A 21,836-nucleotide genomic window follows, 5' to 3' on the forward strand; every position below is an offset into this window, starting at 1 on the left:
TTAGGTCATTACCTTCGGTCACGACATGGGACCGAGGTCGCAGCCGGCGGACGCACGACACCCCGCACCGCCGGGTGGCGGTACGGGGTGTCGGGGAGCGGGTGGGTCAGGGGCGGCCGAGTGCCCGGTAGGTCCAGCCGGCGGCACGCCAGCGGGTCGGCTCCAGGACGTTGCGGCCGTCCAGGATGTGCCGCTGGGCGACCAGGCCGGCGATCGAGTCCGGGTCCAGCTCGCGGTACTCGTCCCACTCGGTGGCCAGCAGCACCACGTCCGCGCCCTCGACCGCCTCGGCGACGGTGGCCGCGTAGTGCAGCCCCGGCCAGGCGGCCCGGGCGTTGTCGATCGCCTGCGGGTCGGTCACGGTGACGTGCGCGCCCTGCAGCTGCATCTGCCCGGCCACCGACAGCGCCGGCGAGTCCCGGATGTCGTCGGAGTTCGGCTTGAACGCGGCACCGAGCACCGCGACCCGGCGGCCCACGATCGAGCCGCCACAGACCTCGCGGGCCAGGTCCACCATCCGCACCCGGCGGCGCATATTGATCGCGTCCACCTCCTTGAGGAAGGACAGCGCCTGGTCCACGCCGAGCTCGCCGGCCCGGGCCATGAACGCCCGGATGTCCTTGGGCAGGCAGCCCCCGCCGAAGCCCAGCCCGGCGTTGAGGAACTTGCGGCCGATCCGCACGTCGTGCCCGATCGCGTCCGCGAGCCGGGTGACATCCGCGCCGGTGGCCTCGCACAGTTCGGCCATCGCGTTGATGAACGAGATCTTGGTGGCCAGGAAGGAGTTCGCCGCGACCTTGACCAGCTGGGCGGTCGGGTAGTCGGTGATCACCAACGGGGCACCCTCGGACAGCGGGGCGGCGTATACCTCGTCCAGGATCCGGCGGGCGCGCTCGCCCTCCTCGGTCGGGCTGCCGTCCGCCCGGGTGGGCAGCCCGTAGACCAGCCGGTCCGGGTGCAGGGTGTCCTGCACCGCGAAGCCCTCGCGCAGGAACTCGGGGTTCCAGACCAGGGTGGCGCCGGTGCCCTCCAACCGGGCTGCCAACTCCTCGGCGGTGCCGACCGGGACGGTGGACTTGCCCACCACCAGGTCGCCCGGGTTCAGGTGCGGCAGCAGCGCCGCGAAGGACGCCTCCACGTAGGACAGGTCGGCCCGGAACTCGCCGTCCTTCTGCGGGGTGCCCACGCACAGGAAGTGCACGCTCGCACCGGCGACCTGCGCCAGGTCCGTGGTGAAGGCCAGGCGGTCGCTGCCGCGCAGGCCGTCGAGCAGTTCGGGCAGGCCCGGCTCGTAGAACGGGGCGGTCCCGGCGGAGAGGCGTTCGATATTCTTCGCGTCGACGTCGACACCGACGACGGAGTGGCCCAGGGTGGCCATACTCGCCGCGTGCACCGCGCCGAGGTAGCCGCAGCCGATGACGGAGATGCGCATGACAGGAGGGTCCTTCTGCTGGCGGAGGGGTACCTACCAACCTACCTGCCTGGGTGGCAGGAACGGCCGACTAGGTACTCAGAGGCCCAACAATGACTTGATCGGCTCGGTCAAGAAGTAGATCGCGAACAGCACGGTGGCGACCCACATCATCGGGTGCACCTGGCGGATCTTGCCGACGGCGATCTTCAGCACCACGAAGGACACCACGCCCGCACCGATGCCCACGGTGATCGAGTAGGCGAACGGCATCAGGATGATGGTGAGGAAGGCGGGGATCGCGACCTCGTAGTCCTTCCAGTCGATCCCGGTGATCTGCAGGAACATCAGGAAGCCGACCACGACCAGCGCCGGGGTGGCCGCCTCGGAGGGCACCATCTCGATCAGCGGGGCCAGGAAGGTCGCCAGCAGGAACGCCAGCCCGGTGACCACCGAGGCCAGACCGGTCCGGGCCCCGTCGCCGACCCCGGCGGAGGACTCGACGTAGCTGGTGTTGGAGGAGACCGAGGCGGCACCACCGGCGGCGGCCGCCAGCGAGTCGACGATCAGGATCTGCTTGGTCCGCGGCGGGTTGCCCTGCTCGTCCAGCAGCCCGGCCTCGCCGCCGACCGCGACCATCGTGCCCATGGTGTCGAAGAAGTCCGCCACCATCAGGGAGAACACCAGCAGGATCACCGCGACGACGCCGATCTTGCTGATCGAGCCGAACAGCGAGAACTGGCCGAGCAGGGAGAAGTCGGGCAGCGCGATCGGGTCGTCGGGCAGGGCGGGGATGTTCAGCGCCCAGCCACCGGCGTTGTCCGCGGTCCGGGCGCCGACATGGGTGACCGCCTCGATGATGATCGCCAGCACGGTGGAGGTCAGGATCGCGATCAGGATGGCGCCCTTGACCTTGCGGGTCATCAGGATCACCGCCAGGAACACCCCGACCAGGAACACCAGCAGCGGCCAGGCGCCCAGCGAGCCGCCGATGCCGAGCTCCACCGGAGTGGACTGGCTGGCCGGGATCCGGACCAGCCCGGCGTTGACCAGCCCGACGAAGGCCACGAACAGGCCGATGCCCACGCTGATCGCGGTCTTCAGCGCCATCGGCACCGCCTGGAACACCGCCTGCCGGAACCCGGTCAGCACCAGGATCAGGATCAGGATGCCCTCGAGCACCACGATGCCCATCGCGTCGGCCCAGGTCATGTCCGGCAGCGCGGCGATCGAGAAGGCCACCGCGGCGTTCAGCCCGAGACCGGCGGCCAGCGCCAGCGGGAAGTTCGCCACCAGGCCCATCAGGATCGACATCACGCCGGCGACCAGCGCGGTGGTCGCGGCGACCTTGGCCAGGTTGGGCTCGGTGCCGCCGCCGAGGAACTGCCCGGTGCCGTCCTGGGCGGTCCCGATGATCAGGGGGTTCAGCACGATGATGTAGCTCATCGCGAAGAACGTGACCAGACCACCGCGGATCTCGGCCCCGATGGAGGAGCCGCGCTCGGTGATCTTGAAGAAGCGGTCCAGCGCGTTGCGCGGCGCCGTGGGCACAGCGGTGCCCGTCGTGGTGGTGGACATGGCGCACATGATGGCACGCCGCGCGGGTGCGCAGGCGCGGCTTCCAGGACCGGGACGGGTGACCCGCCGGGAGGGTGGGAGGGTGCCGGTCGGCCGACCCGTCCGGGCAGGGGGATACCCGTCCGAGGTCGACCGACCGACCGACCGATCAGCAGGTGCCTGACGTGCCATCTGTCATCGGGACGGCACGGCACCTGGTTCCGGGCAACCCGACCGCCGCGCCCCAGCACGGCACCCGTAGCACCGATCGGTACGACGACGACGCTAGCCAGAACGGGCCCGGCTGGGAGGGGCTCGGGGCGCCGGACCGCCGATCTGAGGTGGTCAGGCGCCCCGGTGAGGTAGTGCGGAGCCGCTATTCAGGAGTAGCAGCCGCTACAGATGAGTAGCGTCAGATCACCAGCACCGAGGCGGTGCCGCGACCGTAGCCGGCCACCTCGACCTCCAGGTCCAGCCGCCGGACGTAGGCCAGCACCCACCGCGCCACATCGGCCGGCAGCGGCTCGCGCGGGTGGTAGACCGCGTCCAGCTTCAGGTGCGGGGCGTCGCCGACGTTGAACAGCGCGGCCATCACGTTGAGGATCTCCGCGGAGTTCTCCGCCAAGGCAGCGGGCAGCTGCTCCTCGATCGCCGCGGTCTCGGCGGCGGTCTGCGGCACCAGCGCGATGGCGGCACCCATCCGGGCGGCCAGCGGCAGGTCGAACAGCACCAGCGCGGACAGCTGCATCGCCCGGTCCACGTATACCCCGACCTGGGCGCCACCGCCCAGCACCGGATCGACCATCGGGCCGCCGGTGGTGACCGAGACGTCCCGGCCGACCAGGCCCTCCCAGAGTTCCCGCACCTCCAGCGCGGCGGGCAGCGGAGTCGCGTCACTCATGCCAGCACCGGCTCGATGACCTCGCGGAAGGTGTCCGCGGTGAACGGCTTGGCGATCAGGAACAGCGCGCCGGCCGCCTCGGCGGTCTCGCGCATCTCCGGCGAGCCCTCCGAGGTGACGAAGCCGAACGGGGTGCCGAAGCCCTCCGCCCGGAGTCGCCGGAGCAGGTCGATGCCGGTCATCTCCGGCATGTTCCAGTCGGACAGCACGACATCGGGTTCGTCGTCCCGGACCGCCTGCAGGGCCTCGGCCCCGTCGGCGGCCTCGCGGACCTCCCAGTCGTAGCCGGCCTGGCGCAGCGTGCGGATCACGATCTGCCGCATGACACGGCTGTCGTCGGCGATGAGCACGCGGATCATGGCGGGTCACATCCTTCGGTTGGTGAGCGGTGGGCGAGAGGGGGTCAGAACAGCCAGACCACGACGGCCAGCGGGTGGCCGCGCCAGTCCAGCGCGAGGGCGTGGGCGGGGGAACCGTCCGGTGCGGGCGGCACGGCGGCGGCGACCCGGGGCAGGGTGAGCGAACCCTGGCTGGGCAGCAGTGCCTTGATGTTGCCGCCGACCACGTTGGCGACCTCGCCGAAGGCGTCCACCAGATCGGCGGGGGTCACCTCCTCGTCCGGGTCCATCCGCAGCAGGGCGCGGGCCAGGTCGTGGGCGGTGGCGGTCTCGCAGATCACTGCGGCACGGCCGGCCAGCTCGCCGTGCACGTCCACCCAGGCGGCCAGCGGGTCGGCCGGGGTGGGCAGCTCCCCCACCCAGGGCCGTAGGTGGCCGGGCTCGGGGTCGATCATCGCGTCGAAGACCTCTTCGGTGATCGCGTAGACCTGGTCGGTCGCGACGGCGGCGGTCATACCGGCTCCTCGGCAGGGAGCAGCCCGAGCAGGTCGAGCTTGTCCCGGATCGCATCGGGGGTGAAGGGCTTGATCAGGTACTCGTGCGCGCCCGCGGCGAGCGCCCGGACGATCTGGCCGTGCTCGCTCTCGGTGGTGACCATCATCAGCGTGATCGATCGCCACTCCTGGCGGGCCCGGACCCGGGTGACGAAGGTCAGTCCATCCATCACCGGCATGTTCCAGTCGATGCAGGCCAGGTCGACCTGGTCGCCCGCGGCCAGGACGTCCAGTGCCTCCTGCCCGTCGCCCGCCTGGACGGTGCTGAAGCCCAGCTCCTCCAGGGTGTGCGCGACGATGCGGCGCATGGTCCGCGAGTCGTCGATGACCAGGGCTCTCATCGGCTCACTCCTTGATTGACGATGGCAGGGGGGCTGGCAGGGGGAATGGCAGCGGGGAAGGCGGCGGCGCCGGTGCGCGGGGTGGGCAGACCGGCGGCGCCGCCGTGCACCGGCCGGTAGACCGAGCCGCGGGCGACCGGCACCCGCTCCCAGTCGCCGTCCACCCCGATCGTGGTCTCCGCCGCGCCGAGCACCAGGAACCCGCCCGGTCGCAGCACCCGGTGCACCCGGCCGAGGATCGCCCGCTTGGTGTCCAGGTCGAAGTAGATGAGCACGTTGCGCAGGAACACGATGTCGAACGGGCCCAGCGGCGGGGCGTCCAGCAGGTTGTGCCGCTGGAAGGTGATGGTGCGGCGCAGCTCCTCGGCGATCTGCCAGTCCGCGCCGGAGCGGCGGAAGTGCCGCACCAGCATCGGGGCGGGCAGCCCGCGGTTGACCTCGAGCTGGGAGTAGCGCCCCTCCCGGGCCTGGTTCAGCACCTGGTCCGACAGGTCGGTGGCGACGATCTCGGTCCGGGTGGACGGGCCGAGCACCTCGGCCAGCGTCATGGCGATCGAGTACGGCTCCTGCCCGGTGGAGCAGGCCGCCGACCACACCCGCAGCCGGTCCAGCACCGGGCGGTCGGCGCGCAGTGCGGGCAGCATGTGGGTGCGCAGCGCGCTGAACGGGGAGGAGTCCCGGAACCAGGAGGTCTCGTTGGTGGTCAGTGCCTCGACCACCGCCACCAGCTCCGGCTCGCGGTGCCCGGCCCGCACGGCGGCGACGTAGGCGTCCACCCCGGCGTGCCCGGCCTCCCGGGCCAGCGGCAGCAGCCGGCTCTCCACCAGGTACTCCTTGCCGGCGTCCAGCTGGATCGCGCTGCGGCGGCGGACCAGGTCGGCCACCCAGTCGAAGGTCTCGCGGGTCAGGCTCATCACCGGCCTCCGCTCGGGACGGCGGTGCCGCTGCGGGCGAGCACCGACTCGATCGCGGGTGCGACCTCGCCGACCGGCAGGATCCGGTGTGCCAGGCCGGCCGTGGCCACCGCGCCGGGCATTCCCCAGACCACGCTGGTCGCCTCGTCCTGCACCAGGACGGTGCCACCGGCGCTGACCACGTCCTCGCAGCCGGTCCGGCCGTCGGCACCCATCCCGGTCAGCACCACGGACAGCAGCTGCCCGCCGAACTCCCGGACCGCCGAGCGGAACAGCACGTCCACCGACGGACGGCAGAAGTTGACCGGCGGCCCGTCGGTGATCGCCACCCGCAGCGTGCCCGCCGACCGGCGCAGTTCCAGGTGGTGGTCGCCCGGCGCGACGTAGACGGTGCCGGCACGCAGCGCATCGCCGTCGGCGGCCTCGACCACGGTGGCCGGGCCGAGCCGGTCCAGCCGGGCGGCGAGCTGCCGGGTGAACACCGGCGGCATGTGCTGGACCAGCAGCACCGGCACCGGCGGCGGCGCGGACAGGCTGCTGAGCACCCGGGACAGTGCCTCGGGCCCACCGGTGGAGGAGCCGATGATCAGCGCCTGCACCGGGTGCACCGGCGGCATCGGCCGGGTGGTGACCGGCCCGCGGGCGGGGCTGCGGAGCACCGGGGCGGCCGCGGTCGCCTGGCTGGGCACGACGGCGGCCGGCGCCTCGGCCCGGCGCGGCACCAGCGCCTTGATCTTGGGGATGAGCTGCCCGGCGACCTGGGCCAGCGACTCCTGCACGCTGCCCACGTTCGCGGGCTTGGTGACGTAGTCGGTGGCACCGGCGACCAGGGCGTCCAGGGTGGCGGAGGCCCCGCGCTCGGTCAGGGTGGAGAACATGATGATCGGCATGGTGTGCCGGGCCCGGCGCAGCGCGCGCACCGCCTCGATGCCGTTCATCTCCGGCATCTCGATGTCCATCGTCACCAGGTCCGGACCGAGTTGGTCCACCTTCGACAGCGCGATCCTCCCGTTCGAGGCGAAGCCGACCACCTCGATGTCGGGATCGCGGGAGAGCGAGTCGGTGACCAGCCGGCGCACGACGACCGAGTCGTCCACCACCAGCACCCTGATCCGGGTCACGAGCATCCTCTTCTCTGTCACCACCGGCCGTCCGTGGCCGACACCTCCCCATCGGTCACCCCGGGGCCGATCTGAGCGGCCCCGGGGTGCGTCAGCGGGTGAGGATCAGAACCGGAACCGGGCGACCCGGGAGTGCAGGTCCGCGGACAGCCCGGCCAGCTCGGTGATCCGCTCGGCGACCTGGTCCAGGCCGGCCACCGAGCGGGTGGCGGCACCGGCCACCCCGGTGATCGCACCGGCGATCTCCCCGGAGCCGGTGGCGGCCTCGGCGGCGGAGCGGGACATCTCCGTGGTGGTCGCGGTCTGCTCCTCCACTGCCGAGGCGATGGTCAGCTGGTAGTCGTTGATCCCGGCGATGGTCTGGGTGATCTCCCCGATGGCGACCACCGCGGCCCGGGTCTCGTCCTGGATGGCGTCCACCCGGCGGGCGATGTCCTCGGTGGCCTTGGCAGTCTCCTGCGCCAGCTCCTTGACCTCACCGGCGACCACCGCGAAGCCCTTGCCGGCCTCCCCGGCCCGAGCCGCCTCGATCGTCGCGTTCAGCGCCAGCAGGTTGGTCTGCTCCGCGATCGAGGTGATCACCTTCACCACGTTGCCGATCTGCTGGCTGGACTCGCCGAGCCGGGTGACCTGCTCGTTGGTGGCGGCGGCGACCTCGGTGGCCTGGCCGGCGACCTTCGCCGCCTGCGAGGCGTTCTGCGCGATCTCCCGGATGCTGGCACCCATCTGCTCGGCGCCCGCGGCCACGCTCTGCACGTTGCGGGACACCTGCTCGGCGGCGCTGGCGACCACCCCGGCCTGCTCGCTGGTCTGGCTGGTGCCCTCCACCGCCTCTCCGCTGGCCGAGGTCAGCTGGTCGGCGGTCAGCTGCACCGAGGCCGCCGCCTGCTCGACCTGGGTCAGCGCGGATCGCAGCGACCCCTGGGCGGCGGAGAGCGCACCGGCCATCGCGCCGGTCTCGTCCCGCCACTGCACCGGTGCCTCGACGGTGAGGTCGCCGTCGGCCATCGCCTCCAACGAGCGCTGCACGGTCCGGACCGCACCGGTGATCCGCCGGGTGACCAGCACGGCCAGCACCCCGGACAGCCCGGCCCCCACCACGAAGGCGATGCCGAGCGTGAGGATGGTCCGGTCCACCTCGGACTGCGAGCGGACCAGGATCTGCTCCACCTGGGCGTCGATCTGGCCCTGCGCCAGCGCCAGTGCCCGGCCGGCCCAGTCCGGGTCGGCGGAGACGTCGGCGGCCAGCGCGGTGGCGACCGCAGCCACGTCGCCCCGCTCGACCAGCGGCATCACGGTGGCGTCCCGGTAGGCGACCCAGGCCTCCCACCGGGTGACGAAGTCGGTCCACTGCTGGGTCCGGAACTCCGGGAACTCCTCGATCAGGGCGATCTGCCCGGCGACGTCCTGGTCGTTCCACTCCGAGGTGGTCAGCAGCTGCTCGCGCAGCGTGTCGTCGGTGGCCTCGGCCGCCCGGTGCACCAGCAGGTGGCTGCGGGCCTGCCCGGTGCGCAGTTCGGCCATCGCGGTCTGCAGGTCGCCGGTCAGGCCGGACATCTCCTCCAGGTTCTGCCCGGCCCGGAACAGCGCGAACGCGCCGGTGCCACCGACCGCGGCGAAGGTGCCGCCCAGCACCAGCAGGGTGACGGCGATCTTGACCGCCACCGGCCGGTCCCAGAACCAGGCGGCGCGGCGACGCGGGGTCTCGGCGGACATCAGCTCAGCTCCTGTGCGGTGTAGGTGCCGCCGTCGACCAGGACGGCGGTCAGGTTCTCCTCGGTGACCACCTGCGGCGCCAGCAGGTAGGCGGGCACCACCGTCACCCCGTTGTCGTAGGAGGTGGTGTCGTTGACCTCGGGCTGCACGCCACGGATCAGGTCGTGCACCATCTGCACCGCCACCTCGGCCAGCTGGCGGGTGTCCTTGAAGATCGTGGCGTACTGCTCCCCGGCCGCCACGGACTTGGCGGAGGCCAGCTCGGCGTCCTGGCCGGTCACCACCGGCAACGGCCGGTCCGCGCTGCCGTACCCGGCGGCGGTGGCGGCCTCCAGCACCGCGATCGAGATGCCGTCGTAGGGCGAGAGCACCCCGTCCAGCCGGGTGTCGCCGGTGTAGCGCGGCATCAGCTCGGCCATCCGGGTCGCGGCGACCTCCGGGTCCCAGCGCTCGGTGGCGATCTGGTCGAAGGCGGTCTGCCCGGAGCCGACCACCAGCGTCCCGGCGTCCAGGTACGGCTGCAGCACCTGCATCGCGCCGTCGTAGAACACGGTGGCGTTGTTGTCGTCGGCGGACCCGGCGAACAGCTCGATGGTGAACGGGCCGGTCGCCCCGGTCGGCTCACCCGCGGCGTCCAGCAGCCCGAGCCCCTGCAACAGGGTGGTGGCCTGCTGCACGCCGACCCGTGCGTTGTCGAAGCTGGCGTAGTAGTCGACGTCCCCGGACTCCCGGATCAGCCGGTCGTAGGCGATCACCGGGATGTCCGCGGCGGCTGCCTCGGCGAGCACGCCCTTGAGCGCCACCCCGTCGATGGAGCCGATCACCAGCGCGTCGGCGCCCTCGGCGATCATCTCCTCCAGCTGGTCGATCTGGGTGGGCACGTCGTCCTCGGCGTAGCGCAGGTCCACCCGGTAGGCCAGCGCCTCCAGCTGGGTCTGCACGTTCTCCCCGTCGGCGATCCAGCGCTCGGAGGCGGTGGTCGGCATCGCCACCCCGACCAGCGGGCGCCCACCGTCGTCGTCACCGGCGGCCGAGGTGGAACAGGCGGACAGACCGGCAGCACCGATCAGGCCGATCACGGCCAGTAGCCCGGGGTGACGCCCTCTGTGCGGCATCCGTTGACTCCCTCGTCGGCGGGCACACTCCCCTGGTGCCCCTCGGACCGCCCATCGGACGGCGGCGGGTGCGTGTGAGCGTTCACCCCGCGGGTTCCCCTGAATGCGCGACGGCCCGCACCCGGAGTGGGTGCGGGCCGTCGTGGCTGCTGCTCAGTAGGTGAAGCGGGACACCCGGCCGCGCAGGTCCTCCGACAGGCGGGCCAGCTCGTCGATGGCCGAGCCCATCTGGCCCAGGGTCTGGCTGGAGGAGTTGGCCGCCGAGGCGACGCCGGTGATGTTGTTCGCGATCTCCCCCGACCCGGTGGCGGCCTCGGCGACCGACCGGGACATCTCGGTGGTGGTCGCGGTCTGCTCCTCCACCGCCGAGGCGATGGTCAGCTGGTAGTCGTTGATGCTGGCGATGATGGTCGAGATCTCCCCGATCGCGGTCACCGCGCCGGAGGTGTCGGCCTGGATCGCCTCTACCCGGCGGGCGATGTCCTCGGTCGCCTTGGCAGTCTCCTGCGCCAGCTCCTTGACCTCACCGGCGACCACCGCGAAGCCCTTGCCGGCCTCCCCCGCGCGGGCCGCCTCGATCGTGGCGTTCAGCGCCAGCAGGTTGGTCTGCTCCGCGATGGAGGTGATCACCTTCACCACGTTGCCGATCTCCACCGAGGACTCGCCCAGCTTCGCGACCTGGTCGTTGGTGACCGCCGCGGCATCGGTGGCCTGGCCGGCGACCTTGGCCGCCTGCGAGGCGTTCTGCGCGATTTCCCGGATGCTGGCACCCATCTCCTCGGCGCCCGCGGCCACGGTCTGCACGTTGCGGGACACCTGCTCGGCAGCCGCGGCGACCACCCCGGCCTGCGCCGAGGTCTGGTCCGAGCCCGCGACCACCTGGGAGGACGCGGCGGACAGCTCCTCGGCGGCGGCGGCCACGGTCTGCGCGGTCTCCACCACCCCGGAGACCAGCGTGCGCAGCGACTCCTGGGTGCGCTCCAGATCCACCGCCAGGCGGCCGATCTCGTCCCGGCCGGTCACCTCGGTGGGCACGGTCAGGTCGCCGTCACCGGCCGCGGACAGGCTGGTCGAGACCCGGCCCAGCCGGCGGACGATCGAGCGCGCCACGCCCATCGCCACCGCGAAGGCCCCGGCGGCGCCGACCAGCGCCACGATCAGCACGGTCCAGATCGACCGGTTGGCCAGCGAGTCGGTGCTGGCGGCCAGGTCGGCGGCCTGCACGCCCTGGGCGTCCGCCTCGGCCTGCATCGCGTCCATCACCACGGTGGTCTGCGGACGGACCGTGTCGTTGAAGTACCCGGCGAAGTCGCCGCCCGCGTCGGTCAGGTCGAGCATCTCGTCCGCGTCGGCGTACCACTCCTCCAGCGCGTCCTCGATCGCCTGGGCGCCCGCCGGGTCCACGGCGCCGGGACGGTACTCGTCCAGCAGTGCGGTCAGGTCGGCCTGGCGCTCGGTCAGCTCGTCGCGCAGGGTGGCGCGGGTCTCGTCGTCGGCGATGCCGTACTGGATCACCCGGGCCCGGTCGCCCTGGTACGCGCGCTGGATGTCGGACAGCGTCTGCAGCGGCTGCACGTTGTCGCTGTACATCCGGGCGGCGTCCGCGCGCAGGGTGCGCAGCGAGCCGAAGGCCACCGCCGCGAGCACCGCCGTCGCGAGGAACATGACCGCGACCGCGGTGAGGATCTTGACCAGAACCGGCCGGTCGGCCCAGATCCGTCGCTGTGTGCTGCTCATCTGTTCGGGGTCCCCTCCATGGAACGCGGGTGTCGATCCTCGTATCGGCCGGGATCGGGCACTGTGGAGGGGTTCGGGCGCGATCGCCCGGGTGAGACTCAGTCCCGCGTGCCCCGGCAGGCCAGCGTGGCCAGGGTGATCGCCACCGCGTCCTCGGCCAGCGCACCGCGCCAGTCCGGGCCGCGCCGCCCCGCCCAGGACCGCCAGGCAGCACCGCCGAAGGTGCCCACGGTGGAGGCCGCCGCCGCGACCAGCGCCGCCGACCACACCCGCCGCCGTCCACGCCGGGCCAGCGCGGCCCCACCCAGCGCCGCGGCGACCGCCCGGCTCTGCGGCCCGGGCGGGAGCAACCGGCTCGGGGTGCCGGGCAGCTTGTCCCCGGTCAGCTCGCCGATCACCCCGGTCAGCGCCGGACCGCGCACCAGTAGGGAGGAGCCGGAGCTGAGGGCCGGTCCGGCGACGCCGAGACTGGCCCGGCTGCCGGCCGCCACCCCGAGTGCGGCGGAGCGCAGCAGCACCGATCCGGTGCGGGCGCGATGACGGGATCCGTGGCCGTGGCGGGGAGCGCTCATCCCCCGACGGTCCCGCCACCCGCGCCGGGCGGCAACCGCTGGCGGCTCAGCCGAAGGACAGGGCGGACTCCGCCACCGCGATCACGCCCCACACCCCGCCGTCGTCACCGGTGAACTCGTACGCCGGGGCCAGCAGCACCGCCCCGTCGGACTGCACCACCTGGCTCAGGCCGAGCCGCGCCTCGGTGATCGTGACCTGCTGCACCGGCCAGTCGATCGCCGCACCGGGGGTGACCGCCGGCGGCACGGTGCTCTCGGTCACCGGGGCGGCCTCGGCCGTGCTGTCCAGGGTCCGGGACAGCGCCGGTGTGTCCGCGGTGGCCAGCGGCATCACCCCGGCATAGCCCGACCCGAACCGCGGATCGGCCATCCGCTGCACCGCGCTGGTTGCCCCGATCACGTCGTACTCGCCGAGGTCCACCAGCGGGGCGAGCTGCCCGGACAGGCTCTGCACCCCGTCCGCGACCACGGTGGCGCTCCAGGTCAGGCCGGTGGACTGCCCGTCGATCACCCGCTCCGCGGACACGAAGCTGCCGGCCCCGCCGCCGCTCTCCTGGTGGGAGAACTGGAACTCCGCCGGGTCCAGCCCGACCGCGGTCAGCACGTCCCGCAGCGCGGCCTCGGCCACCTCGGCACCGGGTGCGCCGCCGGTGGCGGGCTCGCAGGGCGCGACCGGATCGATGGTCTGCTCGGCCTCCGCGGCCTGCCCGGCGTCGGCGGCCTGGGCGCAGGTCCAGGGATCGCGGTCCGGGTCGTAGTAGTTCACGGCGGCGGTGCCGTCGGCATAGACCGTGACCCCCGGACCGGAACCGTCCTGGGACCCGACCTGCCAGGAACCGTCCTGCTGGACCGGCTCCCCGGTCACCCCGAGCGCCGCCGCGAGCGCAGCCACCGTCTCCGCGGTCACGGCACCGGGGTCCAGCGCCCAGGCCCGTGCCCGGCCCGGCTGGTCGCCCAGCCCGTCGGCGGCGCTGAACACCACCCGGCCCGGCGACCACATCCGGGTGTCCATCGCCGCGGTCGCCTGCTCGGTGCCGGTGCCGCCCGAGGCGAGTTCGATCAGCGGGGTCGCGGTCACCGGGCCGTCGCTGCCCCGGCCGACCGCGTACCCGGCGCCACCGACCACGGCGATCGCCGCCACCGCCGCCACGGCCTGCCACCAGCGGGCCGGGCGGCGGATCGGGGTGACCGTCGCGACCTCCACCGCGTCCTCCCCCGGTTCCCCGGGCGCGGTGGTGCCGGTGCCGGCGATCCGCCGGTCCACCTCCTGCCGGAGCGCCTCCCGGTCGAGCCGGGCGTCCGCCGCGGGGTCGGACGCCCGCAGCCGGGCGAAGGCCTCGTCCTGTCCGTGCTGCTCGTTCACCGGTGCCTCCTGGGTCGATCGGACGCCCACCGGCGTCCTCGTGCTGTCTGTGTCGCCGGGCCGGCGCGTCTTGCAGCGGGCGGCTCAGGCGTGCTCGGCCCAGGCGGCGCGCAACCGGGACCGGGCCCGGGACAGCGCCGCGTCCGCCCCGCCGCGGCCGATGCCGAGCACCTCGGCCAGTTCGGCGCCGGACATCCCCTCCCAGGCGGCCAGCAGCAGGATCTCCCGGTCCCGGGCACCGAGGGCCGCGAGCGCCTGCCGGACCTGGTCGTCCCGGACCGCGCGCAGGGCCGGGTCGTCCGGGTCGGCCTCGTCGGGCAGCTCGGCGACCGGCACCGGCCGGCCCTTGCGCCGGTGGTTCGCCAGCACGAACCCGGCGGTCCGGTACAGCCAGGGCAGCTCGGCCCCCGCGGGCACGTCCGCCCGGCGGCGCCAGGCCACGGTCAGCACCTCGGCGGTCAGGTCCTCGGCCTCCGGCCCCGCGCCGCGGCGCACCAGGTAGCGGTGCACGGCGCCGGCATGGTCCTGGAACAGCGTGGTGAACCAGTCCTCGGCCTGGGGAGCCCGGGCGGTCAGGCCCTCGGCGGGGTCGCTCACTGGTCACCTCCGGATCGGCGGCACGTCGTGGCGACGGCCGGGCAGGGAACTGCCATGTGTGTTCCCTGTGTCGGCAGTGCTGCCGATCTTGCACCAGGTGTTCAGTCCGCGGGGCCGACCGGGCTGATCCCGAGCTCGTGCACCAGGTGCAGGAAGGCCCGGCCGTAGGGGGTCTCGGCGGTCTCGGCGCGCACCCGGTGCCAGTCGATCTGCTCGCGCAGCGCCCGGGCGATCGCCAGCATCCGGGTGAAGTCGCAGTAGTGCTCGCCGAGCACCCGCATCTTCGCGGACAGGATGTCGGTGGCGTCCAGCACCGGCATCCGGACCGCCAGCACCTCGATCTGGTCGGACCGGGCGAGCATCTGCGCGGTGATCGGCTCGCCGACCATCCGGAACAGCACATCCACCATCGCGCCGTGGTGGAACGCCTTGAACAGCCAGTTCTCCGCGGGCTCACGCACCTCCAGCCCGGCCGCCGCGATCGCCTCCCGCGCCCGGTCCGCGTCCTGCTCGGCCACCGCGAAGTCGGCATCGTGGCTGGGCTCCGGCGCGCCCCGGGCCCACGCGGCGTACCCGCCGACCAGGGCGAAGTCGATCCCGGCGTCGGTCAGGGCGACCGCGGTCAGGCGCAGGGCGTCCTGCAGGGCGGTCCGTTCGTCCGGCGGGGCGGGCGGCGATCCGGGCCCGGGCTCGGCGAGTGCCCCCGCCCGGACGGCGCTGTCGTCACCGGTGGAGTGCGTGGCGGCCATGCCACGGGTGTACACGACGACGGGCGAGGTCGCAGTCCGGCCGCCAGAATCGCCGGGTGAGACTCGCGACCTTCAACATCCTGCACGGACGCGGCCTGAGCGACGGCCGGGTGGACCTGGACCGGTTCGGCGCCGCGGTGGCCGCCCTGGACGCCGACGTGGTGGCGCTGCAGGAGGTGGACCGCGATCAGCCGCGCTCGCACCAGGCCGACCTCACCGCGGTGGCCGCCGAGGCGATGGGCGCCCGGCACCACCGGTTCGTCGCCACCCTGCACGGGCATCCCGGGACCTGGACCGCCGCCACCGGTGAGGACCAGCCGGAGATCGCCGCCTACGGGATCGCGCTGCTCAGCCGGCTGCCGGTGCGGCAGTGGAAGGTGCTCGCCCTGCCGACGCTGCCGACCCGGGTGCCGATGGTGCACCGGGGCAACCGGCGGCCGTCGCTGGTCCGGGACGAGCAGCGGGCCGCCCTGGCCGCCGTGGTGGAAACCGGCGGCGGGCCGTTGACCGTGGTGGCCACCCACCTGACGTTCATCCCCGGCTGGAACGCGCTGCAGCTGCGGCGGCTGGTCCGGGTCTGCCGGCCACTGCCCCGGCCGCTGGCGGTCACCGGCGACCTCAACCTGGAGGGCGCGGCGCCGGCCCGGATCAGCCGGTGGCGCAGCGCGGGCCGGGCGCTGACCTTCCCGGTGCAGGTGCCGGACCGGCAGATCGACCACGTGCTGCTGGACGGTGCGGTGCGGCCGAGCAGCGAGCCGATCGCGGTGGACACCGGGATGTCCGACCACCGGGCGCTGGTGGTGGACCTGGCGGTCGGCTAGTCGGCCTCCGGGTCGACCAGGAACCACACGGTCTTGCCGCCGTCGTCGTGGTGGTCGACCCCCCAGGTGCGGGACAGCGCCTCGACCAGGGCCATCCCCCGGCCGCTGACCGCGGTGGGTTCGGGATGCCGCACCACCGGGTCCGCAGGGCTCTCGTCGGTGACCGCGACCAGGACGCCGCGGTCGTCGATCCGCACCCCGACCCGGACCCGGCCGTGCTCCGGACCGTGCACCACCGCGTTGGCCACCACCTCGCCGGTGAGCAGTTCGATCACTTGGTTCGCCGAGCCGTGCAACCCGGAGGCCGCCACCCGGTGCATGATCCAGTGCCGGGCCGCGCGCGGAGCCGTACGCCGGGCATCGAGCACCAGTTCGTCGTGCTCAGCCCGGGCGTCGGCACGGCGCGCCGCCGGTGCCGAACGGAGATCCCTGACATCGCCCACCCGGACACTCTGCCCGAAGCCGGGCGGATCCGCCGACCGGAAGCTCCCCATCCGGGCGATCCGGGGGAGATGTCGGAGGTGTCGGGCAGGATGCGGTCATGCCGGACTACGTCGCTCATCTCACCGTCGCTGCCGTGCCGGACGACGAGACCCGCGCCGGGATGGCCGATGCACTCGGCGCCCTGCGGGACGACGCGCCGCCCGGGTTCACCGGCCCCGGGGTGGTGGTCTTCGACCTGCGCGGCGAGGCACCCGATCAGGCGACGGCCGAACGGGTGGCCCGGGCCCATGCCGCCGAGGTGCTGGACGGCTGGCCGCACGAGGTCGAGGTCGAGGTGCTCGGCGGCTGACCGACCCGCTCAGCCCGCGGTGGGGGTGTAGCGCGCGCCCCAGCCGTGGTTGCGGGCCACCCAGTCCTCACCCGGCATCAGGATCCACAGGATCGGGTAGATCAGGAACGGGCTGCCCGGCAGGATGATCAGCACGATCAGGAACAGCCAGCGCATCGGCCACGGGTCGATGCCGAACCGCGCGGCCAGGCCGGCACACACCCCGCCGATCACCCGGCCGGACTGCGGGCGCACCAGGCCGCTGCGCCACATGGTCTCGTAGATCCCGGTCATCTCACGTCTCCTTCTGCTCGTCCGTCGCCCGTCCGCGGGCTCTGGGACCAGCCTGATCGACCCGCGGCGCGCGGGCATCGGGGACCAGCCCTGATCGCACCCTGATCCCGCCCCTGACCCGGCCGGGATCGGTACCGTCCCCCTCCCCGGTCCGCGCCGGATCTCCACAACCGGGGCGCACACTCGCTGCGGCGGCACTCTCAGGCCGGTCCCAGGTGGACCGATCAGAATCCCGCCAGCAGTTCAGCCGACCCGGAAGACACGCATGACCACCGACCACCCCATCGTCCTGGTGCACGGCACCCGCACCTCGTCCCGGATCTGGGACGACCAGGTGCGCGCCCTGACCCAGGGCGGACACGTCACCCACGCCATCGACCTGCCCGGACACGGCAGCCGCTCCGACGAGCGGTTCAGCTTCGAGGGCGCGATCGCCGCGATCGACGACGCGGTCGCCGCCTGTGACAGCCCGCCGCTGCTGGTCGGCCTGTCGCTGGGCGGCTACATGTCGCTGGCCTACGCCGCCCGGCACGAGGACCGGCTGGCCGGCCTGGTGCTGTCCGGCTGCTCCACCGACCTCAAGGGCAAGCCGCTGCGCACCTACCGGCGGCTGTCCGCCCGCGCGGTCCGGCTGCTGCGCCGGGACCGCGGCACCTGGCACGTGGTGACCGACATGCTGAACGCGCTGCACGGGTACACGCCGCTGGCCGACCTGCGCTCCCTCGGACTGCCGGTGTGGCTGGTGAACGGTGCCCGCGACCCGCTGCGCTTCGGCGCCCGCCGGTACCTGACCGCCCGGCCGGGCAGCCGGCAGTGGGTGGTGCCGAAGGCCGGCCACGACGTGAACAGCCACGCCCCGGTCGCCTTCAACCGGATCCTGATGACCGTGCTGCGCGAGCTGAGATCGCCCTTCGCCCGGGCCTGACCACGTGCCGGATACCTGCCGCGTCAGGGGTGCCCGCGTGCCAGGATGACCGCGGACCGACCTCGACCCGGGAGACCCGATGAAGCGCAGCACGGACCGCATCCTCACCACCCACGCCGGGAGCCTGCCGCGGCTGGACGACCTCACCGCCGCGCACGCCGCGGTGGAGGCGGGCGAGCAGGCCGAGGTCGCCACCGTGCTGACCGACGCGGTCGGCGAGACCGTCCGGCTCCAGCAGGAGATCGGCATCTCGGTGCCCGGCGACGGCGAGCTCGGCAAGGCCTCCAGCTCCCCGATCGACTACGGCGCCTGGTGGTCCTACTGCTTCCAGCGGCTGGGCGGCCTGGAACTGCGCGAGGGCTACGGCTGGATCACCCGGGACGTGCAGTCCTCCCCCGGCGACGTGCGCACCACCGGTTTCGGCCACCGCCGCGACCGGGCCCGGTTCGAGCAGGCCTACGACGACCCGACCTCCGGCATCTTCGCCGGTGGGGCGCCCAAGCCGTACCCCACCGCAGTCGCCCCGGTGACCTACACCGGCCAGGACGCGATCGCCGCGGACATCCGCAACCTCAAGGCCGCGCTGGATGCGCACGGCTACACCGAGGGATTCCTCACCTCGATCGCCCCGGGCAGCGTGGTCCGGATCGACAACGACTTCTATGACACCGACGAGGAGTTCGTCTGGGCCTGCGCGGACGCGATGCGCGAGGAGTACCGGGCGATCATCGACGCCGGGCTGATCCTGCAGATCGACGACCCCTCGCTGGCCGAGAACTGGGACCAAATCACCCCGGAGCCGTCGGTGGCCGACTACCAGGCGTTCAGCCGGGTGCGGGTGGAGGCGCTGAACCACGCCCTGCGCGGGCTGCCCGAGGACCGGATCCGCTACCACCTGTGCTGGGGCTCCTGGCACGGCCCGCACACCACCGACCTGCCGATGCGGGACATCGTCGGCCTGATGCTCGAGGTCAACGCCGGCGCCTACTCCTTCGAGGCGGGCAACGTCCGGCACGAGCACGAGTGGAAGGTCTGGCAGGACGTCACGCTGCCCGACGGCAAGGTGATCCTGCCCGGCGTGGTCTCGCACGCCACCAACGTGGTCGAGCACCCGGAGCTGGTCGCGGACCGGATCGAGCGCTTCGCCGGCCTGGTCGGCCGGGAGAACGTGATCGCCTCCACCGACTGCGGGCTCGGCGGCCGGATCCACCCGCAGATCGCCTGGGCCAAGCTGCGCACCCTGACCGAGGGCGCCGAGCTGGCCACCCGGCGGCTCTGGGCCTGACCCCGGAACGGAAAAAGGCCCCCCGGCGCACGCCGGGGGGCCTTTCCGCTGTCGATCAGCCGGTGTTCTGCAACCCGGCGGCTACCCCGTTGACGGTCAGCAGCAGCAGGCGCTTGTTCTCCTCCACCTGCTCCTCGGCCACCCCGGTGCGCAGGGCCCGCAGCGCGCGGATCTGCAGCAGGGACAGCGCGTCCACATAGGGGCTGCGCAGCTGGACCGCCCGGCCCAGGATCCGGCGCCGGGACAGGATCGACTCCGAGCCGGTGATCGCCATCACCCAGCGGCGGGTCAGGGCCATCTCCGCCAGCACCAGGGCCGCCAGGTCGTCCCGGTCACCCAGCGCCAGGTAGCGCTCGGCCAGCCGCTCGTCGGTCTTGGCCAGCGACATCTCGACGTTGTCGATCATCGTGGTGAACAGCGGCCACTCGGCGTAGGCGGCGCGCAGCTCGGCCAGGTCGCCGACCCGGTCCAGCGCGGTGCCCAGGCCGAACCAGCCGGCCAGGTTGGTCCGGGCCTGCGACCAGGAGAACACCCACGGGATCGCCCGCAGGTCGTCCAGCGACTCCACCGACAGCCCGCGACGGGCCGGGCGGGAGCCGATCGGCAGCAGCCCGATCTCCTCCAGCGGGGTCACCTGGGCGAACCACTGCGGGAAGCCCTCGGCGCGCACCAGCTCGTAGAACCGGGCCCGGGAGGTGCCGTCCATCGCGGTGGCCAGCGCGGCGAACCGCTCGGTGGCGGCGGCGTTGCGCTCCTCGGTGGACGGGGCACCGGCCAGCAGGGTCGCGGCGGCCACCTGCTCGATGTGCCGGGCGCCGATGGTCGGGTTCCCGTACCGGGCGAAGATCACCTCACCCTGCTCGGTGAGCTTGAACCGGCCGTCGACCGAGCCCGGGGGCTGGGCCAGCACTGCACGGTTCGCCGGGCCGCCGCCACGACCGAGCGCGCCGCCGCGGCCGTGGAACAGGGTCAGCCGCAGGTCGTGCTTGGCACCCCACTGCGCGATCCGGCTCTGCGCGACATCCAGCGCCAGGGTCGCGGCGACCGGGCCGACGTCCTTGGAGGAGTCGGAATAGCCGAGCATGACCTCCACGTGCCGGCCGTTCTGCGCCAGCCGGGCCTGCACCTGCGGCAGGGTCAGCATCGACTCCAGGATGTCCACCGACGCCTCGAGGTCGGCGAACGTCTCGAACAGCGGGATCGCGTCGATCACCGGCCGGGTCGCCGGGTCCGGGAACACGATCTCGGCCAACTGGTAGACCGCCGCCAGGTGCTCTGGCGCCTGGGTGAAGGACACGATGTACCGCCGGGCCGCGGCCACGCCGTAGCGGCGCTGCACCGCACCGAGCGCCCGGTAGGTGTCCAGCACCTCCAGGGTGCGCGGCTGCAGGTCGCCGTCCAGGCCGTGCTCCTGCACGTCGGCCAGCGCGGCGGCGTGCACCTGCGAGTGCTGGCGCACCTCCAGCTCGGCCAGGTGGAAGCCGAAGGTCTGCACCTGCCAGATCAGCTTCTGCAGGTCACCGAAGGCGGCCCGGGTCGCACCGGCCTGCACCAGCGACTGCTGCACCACGTCCAGGTCGGCGAGCAGCGCCTCCGGCCCGGCGTAGGACAGGTCCGCGTCCCGGCGGCGGGTGGCGGCGATCCGCTCGGCGATCATCCGCAGCGCCCGGCGGTGCGGCTGGTGCTTGACCTCGTTGGCGGCCTTCTTGGCGGCGTCCTCGGACAGGTCGCGCTGCTGGTGCCACAGGGCGGTCAGCTCGGCGGAGGCCGGGGTGCCGGTGTCATCCAGGGTCAGCTTGGCCGAGATCCGGCGCGCGGAGTCCTCCAGCGCGGTCAACACGTGCTCGTTCGCCAGCGCGGCGGCCGCCCGGGTCACCTCGGCGGTGACGTTCGGGTTGCCGTCCCGGTCGCCGCCGATCCAGGAGCCCAGGTGCACGAACGGCCGGACCAGCGGCGCGGTGCGGCCGGCCTCGGAGCCGCTGAGCCAGTCGTCCAGCCGGCGGTACACCGACGGGAAAGTCTCGAACAGCGTGGTGTCGAAGATGTTCATCACGGTGCGGACCTCGTCCAGCACCGTGGGCTTCTGGGCGCGCAGCGGGGAGGTGCGCCACAGGGCGTCGATCTCCTCCAGCACCCGGCGGTCGTTCTCCGCCCGGGAGGTGCCGCCGGCGGCCAGCGCGTCCCGCTCGGCCAGCAGGTCGGACAGCCGGCGGATCGACCGGGACACCGAGCGGCGCCGGGCCTCGGTCGGGTGCGCGGTCAGCACCGGCCGGAACTCCAGCTCCTGCAGCCGGCGCAGGGCCTCCTCGCGGCCGACCTCGCCGGCCAGGGCGTCGATCGCCGCGGGCAGCGAGTCGTCCTGCATCAGTTCACCGGCGGGCAGCTCGGCCTCGCGGGCGCGCAGCACCCGCACCCGGTGGTGCTCCTCCGCCAGGTTGGCCAGGTGGAAGTAGCAGGTGAAGGCCCGCGCCACCTGCTGGGCGCGCTCCATGCTGAAGGAGGCGACGAGTTCCTCGGCCTCGGCCAGTGCGGCCGGGTCCTGCTCGTCATGGGCCCGGATGGTCAGCGCACGCACGCGCTCGACGTCGTCGAACAGGTCGTCTCCGCCGGACTCCCGGATCACGCGGCCGAGGAACTCGCCGAGCATCCGGACGTCGTTGCGGAGCGGGTCCGGGACCTCGTGCCGTGCCAGGCCACTGCGGGCCTCGCGGGAGATCTGGGGTTCGCTCACACGTTCCAGCCTAGGTCACCGT

22 protein-coding genes are annotated in these 21,836 nt (G+C 73.2%); 4 read left to right on the forward strand and 18 right to left on the reverse strand.

Features of this window, described 5'->3' with window-relative positions:
- Positions 1–106: 106 nt before the first annotated feature.
- From HGA03_RS01510 to HGA03_RS01580, 15 genes are all read right to left on the reverse strand, one after another.
- Positions 107–1,432: a UDP-glucose dehydrogenase family protein gene (locus HGA03_RS01510; RefSeq protein ID WP_168628442.1), complete on the reverse strand. Its 1,326-nt coding sequence runs from the start codon at positions 1,430–1,432 to the stop codon at positions 107–109.
- Between the two features lie 78 nt (positions 1,433–1,510).
- Positions 1,511–2,989: an NCS2 family permease gene (locus tag HGA03_RS01515; RefSeq protein ID WP_168628443.1), complete on the reverse strand. Its 1,479-nt coding sequence runs from the start codon at positions 2,987–2,989 to the stop codon at positions 1,511–1,513.
- Positions 2,990–3,380: 391 nt separating this feature from the next.
- Positions 3,381–3,869 (reverse strand): hypothetical protein, encoded by a 489-nt coding sequence (locus HGA03_RS01520; RefSeq protein WP_168628444.1) that lies wholly within the window; start codon positions 3,867–3,869, stop codon positions 3,381–3,383.
- Complete coding sequence (locus HGA03_RS01525) at positions 3,866–4,228, reverse strand: response regulator (RefSeq protein ID WP_203767192.1); 363 nt, start codon at positions 4,226–4,228, stop codon at positions 3,866–3,868. The genes HGA03_RS01520 and HGA03_RS01525 overlap by 4 nt, the downstream gene beginning before the upstream one ends.
- A 44-nt stretch (positions 4,229–4,272) precedes the next feature.
- Complete coding sequence (locus HGA03_RS01530) at positions 4,273–4,722, reverse strand: chemotaxis protein CheX (protein ID WP_168628445.1); 450 nt, start codon at positions 4,720–4,722, stop codon at positions 4,273–4,275.
- A complete protein-coding gene (locus HGA03_RS01535) occupies positions 4,719–5,102 on the reverse strand; it encodes a response regulator (RefSeq protein WP_168628446.1) in 384 nt (127 codons plus the stop codon). The genes HGA03_RS01530 and HGA03_RS01535 overlap by 4 nt, the downstream gene beginning before the upstream one ends.
- Positions 5,099–6,016 carry a CheR family methyltransferase gene (locus HGA03_RS01540; protein ID WP_168628447.1) on the reverse strand — a complete coding sequence of 306 codons (918 nt, stop codon included), beginning with the start codon at positions 6,014–6,016 and terminating at the stop codon, positions 5,099–5,101. The genes HGA03_RS01535 and HGA03_RS01540 overlap by 4 nt, the downstream gene beginning before the upstream one ends.
- The gene (locus HGA03_RS01545) at positions 6,016–7,143 is read right to left on the reverse strand and encodes a protein-glutamate methylesterase/protein-glutamine glutaminase (RefSeq protein WP_203767194.1); all 1,128 of its coding nucleotides are present in this window, start codon (positions 7,141–7,143) and stop codon (positions 6,016–6,018) included. Before HGA03_RS01545 ends, HGA03_RS01540 begins: the two co-directional genes overlap by 1 nt.
- Positions 7,144–7,242: 99 nt before the next feature.
- Positions 7,243–8,853, reverse strand: coding sequence for a methyl-accepting chemotaxis protein (locus HGA03_RS01550; RefSeq protein ID WP_168628449.1), 1,611 nt, complete (start codon positions 8,851–8,853; stop codon positions 7,243–7,245).
- Entirely contained in the window at positions 8,853–9,968 is a 1,116-nt protein-coding gene (chvE, locus tag HGA03_RS01555; RefSeq protein WP_168628450.1) for a multiple monosaccharide ABC transporter substrate-binding protein, read from the reverse strand. The genes HGA03_RS01550 and chvE overlap by 1 nt, the downstream gene beginning before the upstream one ends.
- Positions 9,969–10,121: 153 nt before the next feature.
- Positions 10,122–11,705: a methyl-accepting chemotaxis protein gene (locus HGA03_RS01560; RefSeq protein ID WP_168628451.1), complete on the reverse strand. Its 1,584-nt coding sequence runs from the start codon at positions 11,703–11,705 to the stop codon at positions 10,122–10,124.
- A gap of 98 nt (positions 11,706–11,803) precedes the next feature.
- Positions 11,804–12,277 carry a hypothetical protein gene (locus HGA03_RS01565; protein WP_168628452.1) on the reverse strand — a complete coding sequence of 158 codons (474 nt, stop codon included), beginning with the start codon at positions 12,275–12,277 and terminating at the stop codon, positions 11,804–11,806.
- Positions 12,278–12,323: 46 nt separating this feature from the next.
- Positions 12,324–13,640 carry a hypothetical protein gene (locus tag HGA03_RS01570; RefSeq protein WP_168628453.1) on the reverse strand — a complete coding sequence of 439 codons (1,317 nt, stop codon included), beginning with the start codon at positions 13,638–13,640 and terminating at the stop codon, positions 12,324–12,326.
- Between the two features lie 84 nt (positions 13,641–13,724).
- The gene (locus tag HGA03_RS01575) at positions 13,725–14,237 is read right to left on the reverse strand and encodes an RNA polymerase sigma factor (protein ID WP_203767768.1); all 513 of its coding nucleotides are present in this window, start codon (positions 14,235–14,237) and stop codon (positions 13,725–13,727) included.
- A gap of 101 nt (positions 14,238–14,338) precedes the next feature.
- Entirely contained in the window at positions 14,339–14,986 is a 648-nt protein-coding gene (locus HGA03_RS01580; RefSeq protein WP_168628454.1) for a nucleotidyltransferase family protein, read from the reverse strand.
- Positions 14,987–15,042: 56 nt separating this feature from the next.
- On the opposite strand from HGA03_RS01580, the gene HGA03_RS01585 reads away from it, so the two are divergent.
- Positions 15,043–15,807: an endonuclease/exonuclease/phosphatase family protein gene (locus tag HGA03_RS01585; RefSeq protein WP_168628455.1), complete on the forward strand. Its 765-nt coding sequence runs from the start codon at positions 15,043–15,045 to the stop codon at positions 15,805–15,807.
- Here HGA03_RS01585 and HGA03_RS01590 read toward each other — a convergent pair.
- Positions 15,804–16,250, reverse strand: coding sequence for an ATP-binding protein (locus tag HGA03_RS01590; RefSeq protein WP_239073792.1), 447 nt, complete (start codon positions 16,248–16,250; stop codon positions 15,804–15,806). The genes HGA03_RS01585 and HGA03_RS01590 overlap by 4 nt on opposite strands.
- Positions 16,251–16,348: 98 nt before the next feature.
- On the opposite strand from HGA03_RS01590, the gene HGA03_RS01595 reads away from it, so the two are divergent.
- Positions 16,349–16,600 carry a hypothetical protein gene (locus HGA03_RS01595; protein WP_168628457.1) on the forward strand — a complete coding sequence of 84 codons (252 nt, stop codon included), beginning with the start codon at positions 16,349–16,351 and terminating at the stop codon, positions 16,598–16,600.
- A gap of 9 nt (positions 16,601–16,609) precedes the next feature.
- On the opposite strand, the gene HGA03_RS01600 is transcribed toward HGA03_RS01595, so the two are convergent.
- Positions 16,610–16,873, reverse strand: coding sequence for a PspC domain-containing protein (locus tag HGA03_RS01600; protein ID WP_168628458.1), 264 nt, complete (start codon positions 16,871–16,873; stop codon positions 16,610–16,612).
- 265 nt (positions 16,874–17,138) lie between these two features.
- On the opposite strand from HGA03_RS01600, the gene HGA03_RS01605 reads away from it, so the two are divergent.
- Together HGA03_RS01605 and HGA03_RS01610 are read left to right on the forward strand one after the other, a co-directional pair.
- Complete coding sequence (locus HGA03_RS01605; protein ID WP_168628459.1) at positions 17,139–17,798, forward strand: alpha/beta fold hydrolase; 660 nt, start codon at positions 17,139–17,141, stop codon at positions 17,796–17,798.
- 79 nt (positions 17,799–17,877) lie between these two features.
- A complete protein-coding gene (locus HGA03_RS01610; protein WP_168628460.1) occupies positions 17,878–19,083 on the forward strand; it encodes a cobalamin-independent methionine synthase II family protein in 1,206 nt (401 codons plus the stop codon).
- A gap of 55 nt (positions 19,084–19,138) precedes the next feature.
- On the opposite strand, the gene HGA03_RS01615 is transcribed toward HGA03_RS01610, so the two are convergent.
- Complete coding sequence (locus tag HGA03_RS01615) at positions 19,139–21,814, reverse strand: phosphoenolpyruvate carboxylase (RefSeq protein WP_275407620.1); 2,676 nt, start codon at positions 21,812–21,814, stop codon at positions 19,139–19,141.
- Positions 21,815–21,836 lie beyond the last annotated feature (22 nt).

Source organism: Cellulomonas denverensis, assembly GCF_012396125.1.
In the GTDB taxonomy this organism is placed as follows: Bacteria; Actinomycetota; Actinomycetes; order Actinomycetales; family Cellulomonadaceae; genus Cellulomonas; species Cellulomonas denverensis.